Below are 20,468 nucleotides of genomic sequence, written 5' to 3' on the forward strand. Positions count from 1 at the left end.
TATTATAAGTAAAGAGTTTAACAGTTTAATTAATCTTTGTCATGTAATTTATTCGGAAAATTAGAGGGAAATAAATACATATAAATGGTTAAAAAATGAATTTTTTTAAGTTTTAAGGATATATGGCAAGTAAATTTGACAATGGAATGTCATTTAATTAAATTTAAGAGGTAGGATTGTCCTATATAAGGAGTGAGAAGGCTGGATTTTAAATGGGAACTAACCAATAGTATAGAAATGCAGATTTTTAGGATTAGGAAGAAACTTAGGGCTATCGTAGCAAAAAATCTTCAGCCTTATGGTCTAACGTCGCCACAGTTTTTCATTTTATTGATATTAAAAAAAGAGGGTTCGATTAAATCGACCAAGCTGGCTGATTTCTTAACCGTAAAGCCAAGTGCGATTACCGTATTTGTAGATAAGTTGGTCGAAATGGATTATGTGAAACGGCAGCCCTCCGAAAAGGATCGCAGGGTCATCAACCTTGAATTGAAAGAGGCCGGGGAAGAGATATTGGGGAGGGTCCTTGCGGAGCATAACCAATTGATGGGCAAGAGCTTCAATTCATTCTCAGAAGAAGAGCTGCAGGATCTTTTGAAGAAATTGGAGATACTTGAAAAGGCGGCAGATCAACACCTTTTGGATGATTGAAAGAGTGGCATCCTCTAAATAGAGACGAAAAAAGACGGTCCCCCTGGAACCGTCTTTTCTAATCTTCTTCATACTGTACGGAGATTTCGTTGTCATCCTTATGGAAGGACTGGAAGCTGACAATCAGCTTTTCAAGATGTTCCAATTGTTCGTCATACTCAATGACCGAAGAAATCATTGGTACGAGGCGGGCAGAGAGGTGGCCTAGATTATCATGCATTTCGTCCACTTGATTTTGCTGTTCGAAAAAGAGGGCAAGCAGCTCTTTACGACTTAAACAATCTTGATCCCAATCTTCAATTTCCTCGATTGATTTTATTTTTTCAATATGGAGTAATATCAATTGTTCATGCTTACGGATTAAGGAATCAAGCTGATGTAAGATACTCCGTTGGAAATCTTCAGGCATTTGATAAATCTCGTTCTCGAATTTATGGATTCTTTTCAAGGTTTCAAACGCTTTTTTTGTTGTAATGATCATCTGCCGGTAAACGACAAGCTTTCTTGCTTTAGCTCCGCTGTTTTTCTTGAAATATTCCCGTTCCTCTTTGTACATGGAATAGATATGCTCCAAATCGTATAACTCCGACTTTAGACGGCTGATGTCTTTTTTCAATAAAGTGTGTTCGGTAGCATGTCTTGTACTTATTCTGATCCATTTTAAGATATCTTCCGTCACATCTGTAATGCGTGTATAAAGTTTTGCTTCATACTTAGGCGGAATGAAAACTAGATTCACGATAAAAGAAGAAATGATTCCAAGTAAAACGGATGAGAGACGTACAAAGGCAAAATTCAGGAATTCTCCTTCCTGGCTTTCCATGATGGCAATGACCGTCACGATGGAAAGGACAATCGTTTTATCCATTTTTAATTTTAAATTGATGGTTATGACAACCATTACGGCAAGGCCGATTATAAAAATATCATTTCCGAACAGCAAGACGAAGGAGACAGCAACCAGCGCGCCAATGATATTTCCTTGTATTTGCTCCAACACCGTTTGGTATGAACGATAAATGGTCGGCTGTATTGCAAAAATTGCAGCAATCCCAGAAAGGACAGGAGCAGGAAGGTTAAGCAGTTCCGAAAGATAAAGCGCTAAAACAATTGCTATTCCTGTTTTGAGAATGCGGGCACCAAACTTCATATATAGGTTAATCCTTTCTTTGTTATTTAATGGTTCAGGATAAGAAAAGGCTCTATTTATATATAGCCTATTCTTAAAGTTGTATTCTAACTTATTTGTTAGTACTTTACACTAAAATGTGATGATGTAAACAAAAAGTAATATACAGGATTTTCCTTTGAGATACAATAGGTAAATTCAAGTTTAATATATAAAGAATATATGGGCAATTTCATGACGGTTTTAAGCTGTGGTTTTCCGTGAGTCTAAGACTATCCAAGAGGTATAAGATTGGAAAAAACTGATGCTCGAATTGAAGAGCATCAGTTTTTAAATGAAATATGTTTTCTGTATCACTCCGTGGATACAGCAGGATCAGCTTGCTCTTTAACTGGAACGACCTGAAGGAAGTGCTTTTCAGGATTTTGAAGAAGAGCCTCTAAAGAGGTTGCTTCGTCTGTTTGGCCATGATCTTTCAAAAGGGCCGTGTATTTTCCAAGAAGTTCGGCCACGTCCTGCAGGCCTTTTGCAGATAAGGTCTCAATGGAGATCTTTGCCCCTTTCGCTACCCGTTTCTTAATAACTTCTTTGGTTAATCCAGCTTCAGGCTGTTGTCGTAAATAAACGACACCGCCGGTCATTCCTGCGCAAATCCATGGACCCGGATCACCTAGAACCAAACCTCTTCCGTTTGTCATGTATTCAAAAGCGAATCCCTTAATGTTGGAGGTTACCGCTATATTCCCGGTTTCCTTTTCAGGAAGGGGCTGTTTCAATAGTCCTCCAATGATCATATCGGCTCCGGAAAGCCGGATTCCCGCCCTGGCATCGGCATCACCTTGGGCAATGAGAAGACCGTGCTGTGCACCATATCCAAAGCCCTTACCGACGGATCCATTGTAGAACTTCCCGTCTTTTCCGGGAGATTTAAAGATGGCGATATTACCGCCAATCGATGTTTTGCCAATTCCATCCTGGGCGCCGCCATTCACGCTGATCGAAATACCCTCCGTATTGTATGCTCCAAGTCCATTACCCGGGATAGAGCCATCCTCGTAGGAGAGGTGAACGGGGGGAAGCTTTTTGTAAGACCCGTCAAGTCTGCCCCTGACGCGGTGACAGGATACCCTGCTGCCGAGTACGCGCTGCTCGGACGTGATCGAGCTATAGCTGCGAGATTGCTGCAGCTCATCTACATGCGAATCCAGATATTCAGCGCCAACAGCAATCTGCATGGAGCCCTCATTCAAATATGCCGCCGTTTCTTTATGGGAGAAAGGTGATATATCCAGATTTTTTAATAAATAGGTTAAATCCAATGATTGTTGACCTTTAACTTGCTGGAGCAAATCAGAGCGTCCGACAATGTCTTGGGGATTCTTCACTCCAAGAGATCCTGTCAGCATTTTTAGTTCTTTGGCAAATGCACTGAACATATTCGTTAAACCTTGAACGGCTAAATCAAATTTTCGTGGAACAAAACGGCGCAGCCCGTGTTCTTTCGCTTGTGCTTCCGATTCGATTTGAGTGGCGATGCCGACATGGCACGTATCAAGGTGACACCCGCGGCACGTTGTACAGCCGACGGCAATCATCGAAAGGGTTCCAAAGCCTACACGGTTTGCCCCAAGCAACATTAATTTCAATATATCCATTGAGCTTTTTAACCCACCGTCAGCCCAAATTTCAACGTTTTGGCGAATGCCCGACTCAAGCAGCGCATTATGGGCGGCTTTCACACCAATCTCAACTGGAAGACCGACATGTGCGAGTGCATGAATCCTGGCCGCGCCTGTTCCACCATCAAAACCAGAGAGCGTAATGATATCTGCCCCTGCTTTGGCTACGCCGACCGCAATTGTACCAATGTTTGGAACGACCGGTACTTTGACGGCAACTTTTGCCTTGTCGTTTGCCGTTTTTAACTCATGAATCATTTGGGCCAAATCTTCAATTGAATAAATGTCATGGTTATTGGAAGGGGAGATCAAGTCGGAACCGATTGTTGCATTCCGTGCTTCTGCGATTTTCGCTGTGACCTTGGAACCGGGAAGGTGACCGCCCTCACCAGGTTTTGCCCCTTGCCCAATCTTAATTTCCAATAGATTTGAAGAGTTCAAGAGTTCTGCATTGACACCGAAACGGCCGGAAGCGATTTGCTGTCCACGGGATTTCGGGTACTTGCCCAGCATATCCTTGATTTCTCCACCTTCACCATTCATGCTGATCATGCCTAAACGCTCGGCAGCCTCTGCGTAAGCCCGGAAAGCAATCTCATTTTGCGAGCCAAAGGACATGGAGGCTATGACGAACGGCAGTTCCTGTTCGCCGATTGAAAGACTGACTTCTTCAGAAGGGATGGAAGTATCTGAAGTTTTTAATGATGTTAAATGGCGGATCGCCGTAGGATTTGATTCTTCCTGTTCGGTGATCTTTTCGCGATAAGCGTCGTATTCCCCAGTTGAAGCTACTTCCCCGATCGACTTCCAAATCCTTGGAAATAAATGGAACGTTTTTCCCATCCGTTCTTTTTCATTGCCATAATCCTCAGCACGCTGAATGGCATCAGCCTTGATACTATCAAAATTGTAGTCTAGATCATTTGAACCAAAGAAGTTAGCCACATTTAAATATTTAGCGATTTCCTCATGTAACCCGATGCTTGAGAAAAGTCTTCCATAACCGCGCAGCTCATGGATGCCGATGGTGGAAATAACCTTTTCAAGGCCTTTCGTCAAGGAGTTATATAGATTGGTAACCCCCTTAAGATCATCTGAAGATAAGGAAAGGAACATATAATATGGGCTGATCAAGTTGGCCCCTAGCCCATAAGAGACGATGATATCATGCAGTGACCTTAGCGACGCAGAACGTAAAAGGATGGAACAATCCCGACGCTTGCCTGTATCGACCAATGCTTGATCGACCGCTGAAGTAACAAGGTGGGGGTCAAGCCAAAGGTTGCCGTTTTGATGGGCAAGGGCATCATCAAGAACGAGCAGTGTTTTTCCTTCGTCCACTGCATGGACCGCTTCATCCGTAATCCTGGTTAAGGCATCCGTGATGCTTTCATCCTCTTTGAAGGTGCTTGAAATGAAATGTACGAGTTTTTGATCTTGGTTATATTTAATGAATTGATCATAGCTTGGCTGTGAAACGGTGGATGAGCATTCATAGCCCGTTATTCCTTCAATTAATAAGGGAGTTAGCAGCTCCGTAACTTTTCCGGCCTTATTCGCTTCGAATAGGGAAGGCCGTCTGCCAATGATGGTTCTTGTTGAGAAATGCTCGGTTTCCCGATCCCGGTCGATTGCAGGGTTAGTTACAACGGCCACACTTTCCTTAATGAAATCTGCAATGTTGGTCCGTTGTGGATTAAGTGCTGCCAGTGGCGCATCATGACCAAGTGAACGAATGGGCTCAGCACCTTTTTCGGCCATCTGTTCTACCAATTGAACGTGCTCCCTTTCCCAGCCAAAGGCTTTATACTGACCATTATGAATGGCTTGAGTGTTAGTCATGGTGACCACCTTTTCAAAAACTTGCGGCTGCAAGCGGACGCGGTCATTGGAAAGGACGAAACGATTATTGAAGAGTTCGAAAACTTTATCCTGGTAATCCTTGTAGGTGTACATTTCAATACGGTCGCCGTTCCATTTCAAACCTACTTTTTCCCCTGGACCCATCGGTTTTGGATCTCCGGTATATTCACTGGAAGGGATGATTCCTGGTTCAGAAGTGAACATATAGGATGATTCCGTTTCAATATTCCATAAAGGACGCAGGCCTAAAGAGTCGACAGAGAACACGGCTTCATCACCGAAACGGGAGATGATCCCCGCTGGACCTTGTGCAAAATGCCCCCATGCTTCCCGTAAATACGTATATAAGTCTTGTAAGTGATCCGGATATTCCTTGATTTCATTAATGATTGGCGGGAACATCAGGTCGACAGCTTCAAATAAAGAGTAGCCATGACGGCAGATGAATGTTTCGATCGTTTTGTTTAAATCCTGTGAGTCGCTTCCGTCTTTAGCGATGGGAACTCCGATCATTTTCGCTTCATCACGCAATTTGGCAATCGTATTGATTTCCCCATTATGACCAAGTACACTGAAAGGCTGGACCCGGAAGAAGCTTGATAGAGTATTAGTTGAAAAACGATTATGTCCCAGTGTCATGGTGGATGCAGCTAAAGGGTCTGCAAGATCAAGATAATAGGCAGGAAGCGTATCCCCCGCCCCCATTACTTTGTAGACAGCATGATGCTGGCTTAAAGAAGCAACATGGATAAAATCACTTTTTTCGATGTCGGAAGTCAGCTCAAAAAGAACGTTCGAAAGTTCCTGGTCGCTTTCGATGGTGGAAGAACAGGCAAATTGCCAGAACACCGGGTCTTCTTGAATGGCAATCGGTCCCAATGCTTCAGAACGGTAAGCTTTATCCGTTTCGAAAACCAAGGAAAGACCATGTTGAAGCAACTTCTCTTTGACCTCGATTTTTAAGTCGTTCGCTTCTGTTTTTTTGCTTAAAAATAAGTGCCCGACAATGAAGGAGCCCTGATCGACGATGGTTGAATCGATATTTATCGCTTCAAGCTTCTTTTTCCAAAGAGCTCGGGGAATATCAATATGGATGCCCGCGCCGTCACCCTCGCCGTTGATGAAGCCACAGCGATGGTTCATTTTAACCAGGGCGTCGATACAGGCAAAGATGTTTTCGTTTGTAGGGATTTTCTTTTTCTCGATGCAGGAAACGATTCCGCAGGCATCATGTTCTTCTTTGTAAAATTCTTTGAATGTAGCAGGTGTCCATTGTTGGGTCATATGAGTGGCTTGAATAAGGTTACCCTTATTTTCTGCCTTTCACCTCCTGTAGCATTTGATTTTAATGACGGAAATATTAGTAAACCCGAACAATAAGTCCAAGTTCTTGATAGATTGAAAGAAATTGATTAATTGTATATAAATGTATCCATATCATATCATTTAAATATTCAGAAATCAATTTTTTATACAATGGTTTGGATGCTGGAATGGATGGGATTTTCGAGGAAAAAGGCTTCAAAGGCCAATTATAACGATATATTACATGGGAATTAAGACCCCCCCAAGAATCATGTATATCCTGGGGGTGTATAAATATTGCATAATTATTCTATTTTTATTTCTTAAATCAGGTTTTTGAATGCATGTTCAACCGCTTTTAGAGTATACGCGATATCATCATCCGTGTGAGCTATTGTCAAGAACCAGGCTTCGTATTTCGAAGGTGCCAAATTGATGCCCTGGTTAAGCATGAGTTTGAAGAACTTCGCAAACATTTTGCCATCGGTATTTTCCGCCTGCTCATAGTTTTCAATCGTTTCTGTCGTGAAATAAATCGTCAATGCCCCTTTAAGGCGGTTGATGGTGATTGGGACATTATATTGGCTAGCCGCTTTCAGGATGCCTTCTTCAAGGATTTTTCCTAATCGATCAAGCTCATCGTACAGACCCTCTTCTTTAAGTACCTCTAAGCAAGCTATGCCGGAAAGCATGGAAGCAGGATTTCCAGCCATCGTACCTGCTTGATAGGCTGGACCAAGCGGTGCGACAGTTTCCATGATCTCTTTTTTGCCGCCATAGGCACCGATTGGAAGTCCACCGCCGATGATTTTTCCAAGGGCTGTCAAATCGGGTTGAATTCCCAAGAAGTCCTGTGCCCCTCCGTACATGAAGCGGAAAGCTGTGATGACTTCGTCGAAAATGACGAGTGATCCGGCTTCGTGAGATAAAGATATGACTTCTTCCAGGAAGCCAGGTCGTGGTTCGACGATTCCAAAGTTGCCGACGATCGGTTCAACCAGTACGCCTGCAATTTCGTTGCCCCACTTATTCAATGCTTCTTTAAACGGTTCGATATCATTGAAAGGTACCGTGATCACTTCTTGTGCGATACTTTTTGGGACGCCAGCAGAATCCGGTGTACCTAGTGTGGCCGGGCCGGAACCTGCAGCGACAAGAACAAGGTCGGAGTGACCATGGTAACAGCCGGCAAACTTGATGATCTTGTCGCGTCCAGTGTAAGCGCGTGCCACACGGATGGTGGACATGACAGACTCAGTTCCTGAATTGGTGAAGCGAACTTTATCAAGGGAAGGCATTGCTTCTTTCAACATTTTGGCAAATTTGACTTCGTGTTTTGTCGGTGTGCCGTATAAAACGCCCGTTTCTGCCGCTTTTACGATGGCCTCCGTAATATGTGGATGTGCATGCCCTGTTATGATCGGTCCATATGCAGCTAAATAGTCGATATATTTATTGCCATCAACATCCCAGAAATAAGCGCCTTTGGCATGATCCATGACAACTGGTGAACCGCCGCCTACTGCTTTGTAAGAGCGGGATGGGCTGTTCACCCCACCGACGATATGTTCCAGTGCCTCTTTATGTAAAAGCTCCGAATTACTAAAATCCAATCTTAAAACCTCCTAAAAATACAAACATATTCTTCTTAATCATAGCACTTTTTCGTCCGGAAATCCGGGGCAAAAGCCTAGGTAATGTGATCAGGCCCTTAATGAAACGTTGCGGCCTTAGAAACCGCAGGATTCCTGATCCTTTATTTTGTTTGGGAAATAGAGTCAGATCCCAAAACCCCGGTTATGAAAGTAAGAATGGCCAAGATGGTGGCAGGGTTTTCGATATCGAAGGTTTGGCGGTTTATTTCTCCCTCGGTTTGGTAATAGATAAGTTGGCCGGTGCCTTTTTCTTCATTAATATGAAGGTGGAAACTTATGGGGGTGCTTTCTATCGATCCAGAGGAATCCCTTTTGATGACCTGGCATAATAATTCACCATATTCATCTTCGTAAAGGAAGTCATATTGAAGGCCGAGGACGACCTTTTCGATTTGGGAAAGTAATAATTTTTTAATATTCATAGCATAATAGTCTCCTTTGTATGTGTATTCGTACTCGTCTGGATTCCCCCTTTAAAATGGTACACGAAATCCAGGCATTTTTATTGTCTAAAAAGCTGAGGTTGGATAAACTAATGCATTAGGACAAGAGATTACGGAGGATTTAACAGGATGAGTGATGCAATTCAAGTGAAACAGCTGCGGAAGGAATTTAAGTCGGCATCAAGCCGTTCAGGGTTAAAGGGTGCCTTCCGGGATTTACTAACAAGAAATTATAAAATCGTCCCTGCCGTCAATGATATCAATTTTACTGTAAAAAAAGGTGAGATGGTAGCTTATATCGGGGAAAATGGAGCAGGGAAATCGACCACGATCAAAATGCTGACGGGCATTTTGGAACCAACAGCAGGTGAAATCACGGTAAATGGCATGAACCCACATAAAGAAAGAGAAAAGTTCACGCAGACAATCGGGGTCGTATTTGGTCAGCGGTCACAGCTTTGGTGGGATATTGCCGTTCAAGAATCCTTCAGACTGCTAAAAAAAGTCTATAAAGTAACGGATGAACAATATAGCGATCATATGGAACATGTCATCAAGACGCTCGATATCGGTCCTTTGCTTGACAAGCCAGTGCGTAAACTCTCGCTTGGGCAGCGAATGCGCTGCGAACTTGCGGCAGCATTGATCCACAATCCGCCTTTGCTGTTCCTGGATGAGCCGACAATAGGCCTTGACGTACTCGTGAAGATGAAGATTCGTGAGTTCCTGAAAGAAATCAATGAGAAATACAATACGACAATCCTTTTGACCACCCATGATTTAGGGGACATCGAGGCATTGTGTGAGCGTGTAATCATGCTTGATGAAGGACAAATCATTTATGATGGGGAATTGCAGAGTTTAAAAGATAACTGGGCTGAGGAAAAACAGATCCATTTTCAATTTATCGAGCCGGTTGCCTTACAGGAATTGCGATCCTTACCGCTCCCATTTGACGCAAACTGGGTTTATGATGAGAAAAATCAAACGTACATTGCTTTGTTGAAGGAAGAAAGTGATCATATTTCACAGCTTGTTTCAGCTGTCGTATCGCATTTTAAAATAAAGGACATCAAAATTCATGAAACGTCCATCGAAGAGATTGTTCGAAATATTTACGAAGAAGGCACTGTCTGACTCTCTTATCATTAAGAAACAACGTGTCTATCAAGAAGGGAGAGGGCCATGGGGAAGTATTTAGCGATGATCCGCATGCGTTTTTTGATGATGCTTGCGTATCGAACGGATTATTATACAGGCATTTTAATTTATAGCATTAATATCGGTGCTTATTATTTCTTATGGAATGCGATATATGGAGAAAAAAGCTCCATTGAAGGACTTTCAAGTATGCAGATGACCACTTATGTCGCGGTTGCTTGGATGGCACGTGCTTTTTATTTCAATAATATTGACCGCGAAATTGCCAATGAGATAAAGGACGGCAAGGTCGCCATTGAAATGATCAGGCCTTATAACTATTTAGGCATGAAAACGATGCAAGGACTTGGGGAAGGGATATTCCGTTTCTTCTTCTTTTCGATTCCGGGCATGCTGCTGGTGGCTTTCATTTTTCCTATCGAATTGCCGCATGAGCCGGCAACGTGGGGGATATTCGCCATTTCCTTGCTGTTCAGCTTCATCATCAATACACAAATTAACTTATTGACGGGAATCACTACTTTTTTCTTATATAATAATGCTGGGTTGATTCGGGCTAAAAGGGTCATCATCGATTTATTTTCCGGTCTGTTGCTGCCCATCAGTTTCTACCCGATATGGGCGCAGGAAGTGATGAAATACTTGCCATTTCAGGGGATCAGTTATGTACCAAGCATGATTTTTACGAATGGGTACAGTTCAGGCGAAATTGGCATGGCACTATTACAGCAGTTAATTTGGGTTATCATTCTCATTATACCGATTCAGCTTTTATGGATAGTCGCGAAAAAACAGCTGATTGTTCAAGGGGGTTGATGGGATGTTTTATGTATCGATGTTTTTTCAATATGTGAGTCAGTATATGAAAACAAGATTGCAGTATAGAGCCGATTTCTTCATGGAAATCCTATCTGACCTGCTGAATCAGGTCGTGAATCTGGTATTTATCTTAGTCGTTTTTGGACATACACAATTTTTAAGCGGTTGGAGCCGTGAAGAAATCATATTCATATATGGATTCTTCCTTATTCCATTCGCCCTTTTTTCAGCCTTTTTCAATATCTGGGATTTCAATGATCGCTATATCGTCAAAGGGGAGATGGACCGGATATTAACAAGGCCGATTCATAGCTTGTTTCAAGTCATATTAGAAAGAATCGAGCTTGAAGCGTTATTTGGTGTTGTGACCGGTTTGATCATTATATTCTATTCAGGGGTTAAATTGGATCTGGAGCTTGCGTGGTATGATCCGATTCTTTTCATCATTTTTGCAATAGGAGGGGCTCTTGCTTATGCAGCCATTTTCGTTGCAATAGCAAGCATCGGGTTCTGGTCTGATGCGAAAACTTCCATCATGCCCATGATGTACAATATCGGGAACTACGGACGCTATCCTGTTGATATTTATAATAAGGTCATTCGTTTTGTCCTTACATGGGTGCTGCCATTCGCGTTTGTTGGCGTGTATCCTGCATCTTATTTCCTTAGAAAAGAAGAGTGGTATGCATATGCATTTGCCACACCTGTAATCGGGGTTGCCTTTTTCATGATATCCGTTTTCATATGGAATCAGGGAGTGAAGAGATACCGCGGTGCGGGGAACTAAAAGAAACCCCTTCAACAGCATTCCTGTTGAAGGGGTCTTTGTTTAGTTCCGTTTTTTCTTTCTTTCAATATATCTTGCTTGTGCTTGAACATATTGCTGTTTTTCCTCTTCTGATTCGGGAATGACCTGAGGTACGTTTGTCGGCCTGCCATCTTCATCGATGGCCAACATCGTTAAAAAGGCGCGTGCCGTAAGCTGTTTTTCACCTGTTAATAGGTTCTCACGCTCCACTTTGACGAATACCTCCATTGATGTGCGATGAGCACAGGTGACATAAGCTTCAAGGTTGATAGCATCCCCTGTCTTGATGGGGGCCAAAAAATCAAAAGAGTCGCTTGAAGCAGTCACAACGGGTTTTCGACAATGGCGCATAGCTGAAATGCAGGCTATTTTATCAACATAGGCCATTACTTTCCCGCCAAAGATGGTATTGTGATGATTTGTATCCGGTGGAAAAACAAGGTCGGTTAAAAAAGTCCGTGACTGCTTTGTTGGGTGGGCAGCGTTCTTCTCAATCATTTGCCTGTTGTTTTAGCTAAAAGGTTTTCACGGACGATTTTTGCTGCTTCGACCATGTTTTTCAGGGAAGCGACGGTTTCCGGGATCCCCCTCGTTTTCAGGCCGCAGTCGGGATTGATCCAAAACTGGTCTTTATCCAATACTTTGATGCCCCGTTCAATCATATCAACCATTTCTTCCACTGCCGGCACACGCGGGCTGTGAATATCATACACACCCAGGCCAATACCTTTTTCATACGTTTTTTCCTCGAATGCGGAAGCAAGCTCCCCATGGCTACGGGATGTTTCGATGGAAATGACATCGGCATCGAGGGAGGAGATGACATCCATGAAGCTGTTGAAGTCGCAATAGCACATATGTGTGTGGATTTGGGTTGTATCCTCCACGCTTGAAGTGGATATCAAGAACGAATTAACTGCCCAGTTTAAATACTCATCGCGATCGCTTTTTTTCAATGGCAGACCTTCTCTAAGTGCAGGCTCATCAACTTGGATCATTTTGATTCCAGCTGATTCCAATGCAATGACTTCTTTTTCCAAAGCAAGTGCCAGCTGGTAGCAAACATTCTCCCTGGAAATATCATCACGGACAAATGACCAGTTCAAAATCGTAACAGGACCAGTAAGCATTCCCTTTACCGTCTTCTTCGTCAGTGTTTGTGCGTATACACTTTCCCTGACTGTCATCGGTTCGATAAAATGGACGTCGCCGTAGATGACTGGTGGTTTCACACAGCGGGATCCATAGGATTGTACCCAGCCCTTTTCTAGAAAGACGAATCCTCCTAACTTATGACCGAAATATTCAACCATATCCGTCCGTTCGAATTCCCCGTGAACGAGAACATCCAAACCGATTTCTTCTTGGATTTCGATCCACCTGCCGATTTCTTCGTTTACGAATGTTTCATATTGCGAAGCGGTCCATTCTCCTCTTTTGAATTTCCCGCGTGCTTGTTTAACTTCAACTGTCTGCGGAAAGCTGCCGATCGTAGTGGAAGGAAGAAAAGGCAATTTGAAAAAGTCCTGTTGTTTTTGATAACGCTCTTTAAATGGAAGCTGACGTCCTGTGGTCTTGGTTTTAACCTTTTCGACATTGGATTGTACACTTTTATGATTTCGTGCATTTGAACTTGCTAACGTTTGAACCGCTAATTTATTGGCGTCCACTTTTTCGGCGATAGCATCTAGACCTTGGTTATTTCCTTTGACCAAGAGTGTGATTTCTTTAAGCTTCTCATCAGCGAAAGCAAGGGCCTCTTTCACTTCTTTGGCAATCAGAGTCTCATTGCGGACGGTCACTGGGACATGAAGCAGGGAACAAGAGGGCTGAAGCCAGATCTGGTCTTCGGCTACTTTTTTCTTAAGCGTCTCGATCAATTGGATTTTTTTCGTTAAATCAGAAAGCCAAATGTTTTTTCCGTCAATCACACCTGCACCAAGCACTTTGTTCTTCGGGAAGCCGAATTCTTCAAGATTACTAAGATTCTTCCCTTTGTCATGTACAAAATCAAGACCGATCCCCTGAACTTGTAATTCAATGACCTCTTGGTAGTGTTCCACGGCATCAAAGTATGTTTGAAGCATGATGTTCAGGTTTGGTGCTGCTTCATTCAGTTTTTCGTAGAGGTATGCAACTGTTTGCATATCATCTTTGGAAATTGATGAAACAATGGAAGGTTCATCGATTTGCACCCATTTCACTCCTTCTTGCTCCAACTCTTGCAGGATTTGCGTGTATAGGGGAAGCAAACTCAGGATGATGCCAGGAATATCTTCTTTGTTGAAGCCTTTGGAAAGGGAGATGAAGGTATAAGGTCCAATTAACACGGGCTTCGTTTCAATCCCTAGCTTTTCCTTGGCTTCCCGGTATGCAGCAAGTGGTTTGTTTTCTGTTAAGTTCAGCTGTGCCCGTTTTAATTCCGGGACGATATAGTGATAGTTCGTATTGAACCATTTCGTCATTTCTGAAGCGACTTCATCCTTGTTACCACGGGCCATGGAGTAATAAACGGAAAGGGGAACGGCGCCGCCTTCATAAGCGGAATAACGTTCAGGAACAAGACCGAACATGACCGACATATCGAGCATTTGATCATATAAAGTGAAGTCATTGACAGGAATGATATCAATGCCTTGATCTTTCTGTTTTTGCAAATTGCCCAACCGGATGGCTTCTAGTTGTGCCGTAAATTCCGTTTCAACGATTTTCCCGGACCAGTAAGCTTCCAATGTGCGTTTCCATTCACGATCTTCACCGATTCGCGGGTACCCTAAACTACTACTTTTCAATATTCTCATCCTCCTGCATTCTTTTAATTTGATGGAAAACAACAAAAAAAGCACCCCTAACCGTCAAAAAGAGAAAGTTAGAAATGCTTAGAATAAAGAGGTATGCAAAATACCCCTTTCAATTATAAGGTCCCTAACACCTCCCTATCTCCCGTAGGTTAAAACAGTGTTGTTGAAACAGGCAGGTCTCCTGACTTAGGGAATATCATTAGCTCCAGCCTTCCCAATCCTTAAGATCAGTGGCATATGGATGGCGCTAACATTCCCATTACAGTGGCGGGACCGTGCCGGAATTACACCGGGCTTCCCTTTTAATCCTAATGAAAATTAGGAACCTATTTCCACATATGAAATTTCATAAAACCTGCTCGATAAGCTGACTGCAGGCACTAAACTTTTATAAAATAAAAACTATTATAAAAATTTAGACAATCTTAACATATCCGACCTTAATGGTCAACAAGGAAAAAGCTCCCGACCCCTGACGAACCCGTAGTGGCTGTGGGAGTGGTAAGTATGAAGTCAGTCCCTAATAAAGAATATATTGTTTGGACAGGGAGTATGTATAAAGGAAGTGGCGTTTTGAAATGGGGCGTGGGGAATGACATTCTACATCTTGATTGCAGGAATCATTTTTTGCATGGTGATGAGCATTCGGACGTTATTTCTTGTTGAGTCAGGAGGAAAGAAGTTTTCCTTGGAGGATTTGCTGTGGCTTGGCAATTTATATGCGACAATATTAGTTGGATTTGCACTGATTTATTTATTATACGAGCTTCAGAATCATTCGGTGATTCTTGATATGGGCAATCGTTTGGATGGGACTTTCTATGAACAGCTGAAGACTTCTTTTTATTTTAGTGCGATGACGATGTTTTCTGTAGGGTATGGAGATATAGCCCCAATAGGCATGGGCAGGATGATAGCTACGATTCAGGCCTTCATCGGGTACACGCTCCCGGCAGCGTTTGTGATTCGGACGGTAATCGACTTGGATCAGAAAGATAGGAAGGATAAATGAAAGTTGTGTTTCTTTCGATTATTGGGTACTCTTACCATAATGAAAGAAATGGAGGGTTCAAAATGACTGTTAATATTGGCGAAAAAGCACCTGATTTTCAACTCACTGCAAACAATGGAGAATTGGTTTCCTTATCGGATTTTAAGGGCAAATACATTGTTTTATATTTTTACCCAAAAGATATGACACCAGGCTGCACGACGGAGGCCTGTGATTTCCGGGACCATAATGAGCAGTTTGAGGAACTGAACGCCGTCATCATAGGGATCAGTCCAGACCCGGCAACACGTCATGAAAAATTCATTGAAAAGCATGGATTGCCTTTTTTGCTGCTAGCTGATGAAAATCATGAAGCTGCTGAATCATTTGATGTGTGGCAATTGAAAAAGAACTTCGGAAAGGAATACATGGGCATTGAACGTTCAACTTTTCTGATTGATAAGGAAGGTAAGATCGTCAAAGAATGGCGTAAGGTAAAGGTCAAAGGCCACGTTGAAGAAGCTCTTGAAACGCTTCGCGACCTCGAAAAATAAGGGACAGGCAGATGAAGGATAAGCGAATAACGAAGCTTGCTGCCATGCTGATTCATCATTCGATACGATTACAGCCAAAAGAGAGAATCCTCATACGGGGCCATATTAACACGAAACCATTATTGAAAGAGCTGATTGATGAAACATACAGAGTCGGTGCTTATCCATATGTAGAACTCGAAGACGATGAGATAAGCCGGCATTTGTTGCTAGGGAATGTGAAGGAACAACTTGACACCTCTTCTGAATGGGCTTTGAAGAAGTATACCGATATCGATGCGGTCATCATCATCACCGGTGAAGAAAACGATGGGGAAATGACTGATGTCCCCGTTGAGAGGCACCGTCTTCAAGGGGAGGCCATGAATTCTTCCACTCTTTTTTATGTAAACAACCGACGTTGGGTTTTACTTAATTATCCTACCAACGCATCAGCGCAAAAAGCCGGAATGAGCTTTAGCAGGTACGAAGACTTCCTTTTGAACGTATGCACAATGGATTACGGGAAAATGGAGGAGGCACTGAAACCATTAAAGCAATTGATGGAACGCACTGACAAAGTCAGGATCATTTCACCAGGGACGGATTTGACGTTTTCCATTAAAGGTATGCCGGCTATCATATGTGCGGGAAAGAAGAATTTACCCGACGGGGAAGTGTTTACGGCACCTCTAAAGGAGAGTGTCAATGGAAGGATAACTTTCAATACACCCACAACCTATGAAGGAATCACCTTTAGTGGCATAGAATTAACCTTCCGAAAGGGAAAAATCATGAAAGCCATTTCCAATCGACATTCTAAAATGCATGAAATTCTCGATATTGATGAAGGGTCCCGTTTTATCGGGGAGTTCGCGATTGGAATCAATCCATACATATTGGAGCCTATGGACGATACATTGTTCGATGAGAAAATAAGCGGAAGCCTGCACTTGGCTCTAGGACTTGCCTATGATGAAGCGGATAATGGAAATCGTTCATCGATACATTGGGATATGGTCTTGATCCAGCGGCCTGAATATGGCGGTGGTGACATCTACTTTGATGACGTCCTGATCAGAAGGGATGGCGTTTTCATTTTGCCGGAACTACGTGCTTTAAATCCAAATTTATTAAAATAAAGCCTTTTTTAATAAGGGTGAGGCTTTTGTCCAACTCAAAAAGAGGACACTTGAATATGCTTTATTAAGGGAATACCTCCTCAGAGAAAGTTGCGCGGGACATACAGAGCCCGTGTTTTTTTATGTTAATTAATAGGGAGAGATGAATATGTTAATACTTTCAACGATCATTCCGAACGAAAGCATCCAAACGAAGATGAAGGACGCTTTTTCAGATTTGAACTTCATTTATCAAGAAAAATGGACAGATGAGCCACAATGGACAGATGAGCCACTTAGTGAAGCGGAAATCTTGATTACATACGGAGAGGATTTAACGGAAGAAGTCATCGGGAAAGCGACGAACTTGAAATGGATCATGGTCATGAGTGCAGGGATGGAATTAATGCCTTTCAAAGCGATAGAGGATCGCGGGATTTTGGTGACGAACGCAAGAGGCATTCATAAAATACCGATGGCCGAATATACGATAGGGATGCTTTTACAATATGAAAAGAAAATGAAACTGCTTATGAAAAATGAAGGGGAAGAACTGTGGGATAGAAAGATTGAAGTAGGGGAATTGAATGGGAAAAAGATGCTTATTCTCGGTGCCGGTGCAATTGGCGGAGAAGTGGCTCGTTTGGGTAAGGCTTTTAGGATGACGATAATGGGGGTGAATCGGAGTGGAAAACCGGTGGAGTCCATCGATCGCCTTTACACCCTTGACCATTTATTAGAGGCCTTGCCGGAAGCAGATTACATCATATCCGTTTTACCTAGTACCGTGGAGACAAAGGATCTTTTGCAAAAGGAACACTTTAAAGCGATGAAAGACTCCGCCGTCTTCGTGAATATTGGCCGCGGTGATCTGGTTAACGAAGAAGTGCTGATTGAAGCTTTGGAAACAAAGGAACTGGCACATGCCATCTTGGATGTATTTGATCCGGAGCCTTTAGGAAAAGGGCATCCGTTTTGGAGGATGGAGAATGTTACAGTAACACCGCATCTTTCGAGTAAAAGCGGTGAATATTTACCGAGAACCTTTGCAATTTTCGAAAAAAACATGCTTGAATACTTGAAAGCTGGAAAAGACTTCATCAATGTTATCGACTTATCGAGGGGATACTAAACTCCATACAAAAATGGGAAAGATTCAATGGTTTTGAATAAACTAAAAAAGAATGGTAAAACACTTGAATTATTGACAAAATCCACTTACAAAAGGTACACTATTTATAAATATTATAATGTAAGAATTCATACTTAATGAGAAAAAGAGGTGGATGACGGTGTCTGAAGTTCAGTTAAAAGAAGCGTTGGAATCCCTTAAAGATACCGGTGTAAGAATAACTCCTCAACGCCATGCGATACTTGAATATTTGATAAGTTCCATGTCCCACCCTACCGCTGATGATATATATAAAGCGCTGGAAGGCAAGTTTCCAAATATGAGTGTAGCGACCGTTTATAATAATCTACGCGTTTTTCGTGAGGTAGGTTTGGTAAAAGAACTAACGTATGGTGATTCTTCAGCAAGGTTTGATTTTGTGACCACGAACCATTATCATGTAATCTGCCAAACCTGTGGAAAGATTGTGGATTTCGATTATCCTGCATTGGATGAAGTCGAGCATTTCGCAGCACAAGTCACCGGTTTCAATGTTAGTCACCATCGGATGGAAATCTACGGCGACTGCACGGATTGTGCGAAAAAAGAAACGCATTAAAAAAAGTTCCTCCATTTGGTTGGAACTTTTTTTCATGTTATAAAGTAATGATATAATTAAAAGCTAAGTGATGGGGTGGTAATCTAGCTCGTACCTTTAGTCTTGTAGGCTTTTGCGGTTATATTTTTCGTTGAATTCTTCGCCTTCCAACTTTTTGTCAAGGGTCAATGGTTCTTCGCAATGCATGCAAATATCCACACGCCCTAATATTTTTGTGGGTTTGCCACAGTTAGGACAGACAACCTGGATCGATTTTGTAGATAGCATCCCAATCCAAAAATAAACCCCGGTGCTGGCGATTATGAATAAGAGACCAAGCCCCATGAAAAGCGTCATGACAATAGGATGTGTTTTGAAGAAAAGCCCTAGATACATTACGATAAAGCCAATGAATATCAAACTCAAAGCAAATGTACGTATTTTATTGATTTTGCTAGAATATTTAGCCATGGATTGTCCCTCCTAAAATATAACTTTAACTATAACATAAACTAAGGATGGAACAAAAAAGAAATAAAGGATACAAATTACTTTTGAATTGAATGGACCTTGGGTAAATGAAAAAGGCAGGATTTTGAAGAGTTTTGTCGAAAGTTAAAAAAAAAAGGTTTTGGAGGAATTTATGATGGAAGATATCCTTCGCCCGATTTATCAAGAGCGAGCAAGTTTAAAATCTACACTTGGAATCTTGTTAATAGAAAAAAGAGATGATAAAAGTCCCGTTACCGATACATTTGACTACATCCTTTTTGTGATTGTAGACGAAGCGGAAGAGGCCGTGTTTTTAAAACATTACACTTACCAGGATAAAAAAGCTGCCTTACATATTGTAAAGGAAGATCAGTTAAAAGAATGGCTTCTATTAGGAACCAATCGCAAAGTGGTTGACTGGATTTATAATGGAAAGGTCCTTTTTGACCGAAATGAATATTTGGACCGTTTGAAAACCGAAATCCGGGAATTCCCCTTCTATGGAAGGAAGTTAAAGATGGGGATGGAGTTCGCAAAGTTAATTCGCAGGTACATGGATGGGAAAAGCTTTTTTGAAAAGGGGCATCATCTTGATGCATACAACCATATCGTTCATTCCCTGCATCATTTGGCCCGTTTGGAAATAATAGAACAAGGTTTTTATCCGGAGGTTACGGTCTGGAACCAAGTGAAGCATATGGAACCTGAAATCTACAAGCTTTATAAAGAGTTGATCAGCAGTGAGGAAACTCTCGAAAAAAGATTGGAGCTTCTTTTCCTTGCAAGTGAATTCCTTATTTATTCAAGGACGAATGCCGGTTCACAGCATCTGGTTGAAATAATGGGGAAGAAAGAAGATCCGTGGACGATCGCGGAGCTTATGGAGCATCCGGAACTTAAGTTTTATTCGGTCGATCTAGGTGTTCTACTGGAATATTTGATAGAGAAAAAGGTAATCGATGTCGTCAAAGTGGAGACAAAAGGACACGAGGTTTATCATCGGTTTTATCGTATATAAAAAAACTTTTAAAAAAAGCATTATTATTGTTGACCAATAATAATATAGGTGTTATATTAATACATGTCGCTGCGGGACATCAGCTTTCGCAGCTTCATCAAAACAAAGAAAACAAAAGAAAATAAAAAAACATGTTGACAACGCAGTTGATAACATGATAAGATGTAAAAGTCGCTTACGAGGTAAACGACAACGAAATTGCTCTTTGAAAACTGAACAAAACAAAGCGCCAACGTTAAATTTTAAGTGAGCACACACTATCAAAAAAGCAAATGAGCAAGTCAAACATT

Annotated in this window: 17 protein-coding genes and 1 riboswitch; of the genes, 10 read left to right on the forward strand and 7 right to left on the reverse strand. The window is 42.1% G+C overall.

Going from position 1 to position 20,468, the window contains the following annotated elements:
- The first annotated feature begins 192 nt into the window (after positions 1–192).
- Positions 193–651, forward strand: a complete 459-nt coding sequence (locus tag ACFWE9_RS19605) for a MarR family winged helix-turn-helix transcriptional regulator (protein WP_230159259.1) — start codon at positions 193–195, stop codon at positions 649–651.
- Positions 652–709: 58 nt separating this feature from the next.
- Here the strand turns inward: ACFWE9_RS19605 and ACFWE9_RS19610 are convergent, their stop codons facing one another.
- The 4 genes from ACFWE9_RS19610 to ACFWE9_RS19625 form a co-directional block, all read right to left on the reverse strand.
- On the reverse strand, positions 710–1,801 hold the full coding sequence (locus ACFWE9_RS19610) for an FUSC family protein (RefSeq protein ID WP_230159258.1): 1,092 nt from the start codon (positions 1,799–1,801) through the stop codon (positions 710–712).
- Positions 1,802–2,133: 332 nt separating this feature from the next.
- A complete protein-coding gene (locus tag ACFWE9_RS19615; protein WP_377358325.1) occupies positions 2,134–6,606 on the reverse strand; it encodes a glutamate synthase-related protein in 4,473 nt (1,490 codons plus the stop codon).
- Between the two features lie 344 nt (positions 6,607–6,950).
- A complete protein-coding gene (locus ACFWE9_RS19620) occupies positions 6,951–8,240 on the reverse strand; it encodes a glutamate-1-semialdehyde 2,1-aminomutase (protein WP_377358327.1) in 1,290 nt (429 codons plus the stop codon).
- Positions 8,241–8,383: 143 nt separating this feature from the next.
- Complete coding sequence (locus ACFWE9_RS19625) at positions 8,384–8,704, reverse strand: hypothetical protein (protein WP_230159255.1); 321 nt, start codon at positions 8,702–8,704, stop codon at positions 8,384–8,386.
- 150 nt (positions 8,705–8,854) lie between these two features.
- Between ACFWE9_RS19625 and ACFWE9_RS19630 the strand changes: the two genes are divergently transcribed.
- The 3 genes from ACFWE9_RS19630 to ACFWE9_RS19640 are packed head-to-tail and all read left to right on the forward strand — an operon-like array spanning position 8,855 to position 11,492.
- Positions 8,855–9,862 (forward strand): ABC transporter ATP-binding protein, encoded by a 1,008-nt coding sequence (locus ACFWE9_RS19630; RefSeq protein ID WP_230159254.1) that lies wholly within the window; start codon positions 8,855–8,857, stop codon positions 9,860–9,862.
- Positions 9,863–9,910: 48 nt separating this feature from the next.
- Positions 9,911–10,702, forward strand: a complete 792-nt coding sequence (locus ACFWE9_RS19635; protein WP_230159253.1) for an ABC transporter permease — start codon at positions 9,911–9,913, stop codon at positions 10,700–10,702.
- A gap of 4 nt (positions 10,703–10,706) precedes the next feature.
- The gene (locus tag ACFWE9_RS19640) at positions 10,707–11,492 is read left to right on the forward strand and encodes an ABC transporter permease (RefSeq protein ID WP_230159252.1); all 786 of its coding nucleotides are present in this window, start codon (positions 10,707–10,709) and stop codon (positions 11,490–11,492) included.
- A gap of 42 nt (positions 11,493–11,534) precedes the next feature.
- On the opposite strand, the gene ACFWE9_RS19645 is transcribed toward ACFWE9_RS19640, so the two are convergent.
- Both ACFWE9_RS19645 and metE read right to left on the reverse strand, forming a co-directional pair.
- Positions 11,535–12,011, reverse strand: coding sequence for an acyl-CoA thioesterase (locus ACFWE9_RS19645; RefSeq protein WP_230159251.1), 477 nt, complete (start codon positions 12,009–12,011; stop codon positions 11,535–11,537).
- Positions 12,008–14,314 (reverse strand): 5-methyltetrahydropteroyltriglutamate--homocysteine S-methyltransferase, encoded by a 2,307-nt coding sequence (metE, locus tag ACFWE9_RS19650; RefSeq protein ID WP_230159250.1) that lies wholly within the window; start codon positions 14,312–14,314, stop codon positions 12,008–12,010. The genes ACFWE9_RS19645 and metE overlap by 4 nt, the downstream gene beginning before the upstream one ends.
- 154 nt (positions 14,315–14,468) lie before the next feature.
- Positions 14,469–14,659: riboswitch (cobalamin riboswitch) on the reverse strand.
- Between the two features lie 247 nt (positions 14,660–14,906).
- Between metE and ACFWE9_RS19655 the strand changes: the two genes are divergently transcribed.
- The 5 genes from ACFWE9_RS19655 to perR all read left to right on the forward strand — a co-directional run bounded on the left by ACFWE9_RS19655 (position 14,907) and on the right by perR (position 18,689).
- Entirely contained in the window at positions 14,907–15,326 is a 420-nt protein-coding gene (locus ACFWE9_RS19655) for a potassium channel family protein (protein WP_230159249.1), read from the forward strand.
- Positions 15,327–15,388: 62 nt separating this feature from the next.
- The gene (bcp, locus tag ACFWE9_RS19660; protein WP_377358331.1) at positions 15,389–15,859 is read left to right on the forward strand and encodes a thioredoxin-dependent thiol peroxidase; all 471 of its coding nucleotides are present in this window, start codon (positions 15,389–15,391) and stop codon (positions 15,857–15,859) included.
- A gap of 11 nt (positions 15,860–15,870) precedes the next feature.
- A complete protein-coding gene (locus tag ACFWE9_RS19665; protein WP_377358333.1) occupies positions 15,871–16,980 on the forward strand; it encodes an aminopeptidase in 1,110 nt (369 codons plus the stop codon).
- Between the two features lie 148 nt (positions 16,981–17,128).
- A complete protein-coding gene (locus ACFWE9_RS19670) occupies positions 17,129–18,091 on the forward strand; it encodes a D-2-hydroxyacid dehydrogenase (RefSeq protein ID WP_230159246.1) in 963 nt (320 codons plus the stop codon).
- Between the two features lie 154 nt (positions 18,092–18,245).
- Complete coding sequence (perR, locus tag ACFWE9_RS19675; RefSeq protein ID WP_230159245.1) at positions 18,246–18,689, forward strand: peroxide-responsive transcriptional repressor PerR; 444 nt, start codon at positions 18,246–18,248, stop codon at positions 18,687–18,689.
- Between the two features lie 96 nt (positions 18,690–18,785).
- On the opposite strand, the gene ACFWE9_RS19680 is transcribed toward perR, so the two are convergent.
- The gene (locus tag ACFWE9_RS19680) at positions 18,786–19,139 is read right to left on the reverse strand and encodes a YgzB family protein (RefSeq protein ID WP_230159244.1); all 354 of its coding nucleotides are present in this window, start codon (positions 19,137–19,139) and stop codon (positions 18,786–18,788) included.
- Positions 19,140–19,314: 175 nt separating this feature from the next.
- Here ACFWE9_RS19680 and ACFWE9_RS19685 point away from each other — a divergent pair, with 175 nt between their 5' ends.
- Positions 19,315–20,178, forward strand: a complete 864-nt coding sequence (locus ACFWE9_RS19685; protein WP_230159376.1) for a nucleotidyltransferase-like protein — start codon at positions 19,315–19,317, stop codon at positions 20,176–20,178.
- Positions 20,179–20,468 lie beyond the last annotated feature (290 nt).

The organism is Peribacillus sp. NPDC060253 (genome assembly GCF_042727425.1).
GTDB lineage: Bacteria > Bacillota > Bacilli > Bacillales > DSM-1321 > Peribacillus.